General features: G+C 60.2%; 1 protein-coding gene. It reads right to left on the bottom strand.

Annotated elements, in window-relative coordinates; genetic code table 11:
* Window positions 1-17: 17 nt before the first annotated feature.
* A partial coding sequence (bluB, locus tag ACR0LL_RS21350; protein ID WP_480589347.1) for a 5,6-dimethylbenzimidazole synthase occupies window positions 18-533 on the bottom strand: 516 nt, incomplete at its 5' end.

Genomic DNA, 533 nt, shown 5'->3' with positions numbered 1-533 from the left:
ACAAACCGAACATGTGCCTATCTCACCTCGATGGGCAGAGTTTCGTTTCGGTTTTCCCAGCCGACCTGTTCCAGTTCCGGCGTGTCCGAGAATACTTCGGGCCAGCCGACGCAGAAATACCCGATCAACCGCCAGGTCTCGGGCACGTCCAAATCACGGGTAAGTTGGTCGGGGTCAAGGATGGACACCCAGCCCAAGCCCAAACCTTCTGCGCGCAAAGCGAGCCAGAACAGTGTGATCGCCGACACGACCGAATACCGCCGCATCTCGGGCATTGTGCCTGCGCCCAGACCCTGGCCTTTTTCGGTGGCATCGTCGCAAAACACGGCCAGCTGCACCGGGGCGTCCTGCATCCCGGACAACTTCAACTCGCTGTAAAGCTTTGCCTTCTCACCGGAATAGCCATCTAACGCCTTGGCATTGGCGGTTTGAAAATTCCTTAGGGCCGCGTCGCGTGCGGCGTTGCTATCGACGCGGATCACGCGCCAGGGTTCGCTGAGCCCCACCGAAGGGGCCAGCCGAAACGCGTCGAG

Source organism: Ruegeria sp. AI2 (assembly GCF_056541275.1).
Note: the sequence above shows the minus strand (reverse complement) of the source record. Positions and strands in the feature narration are given on the sequence as shown.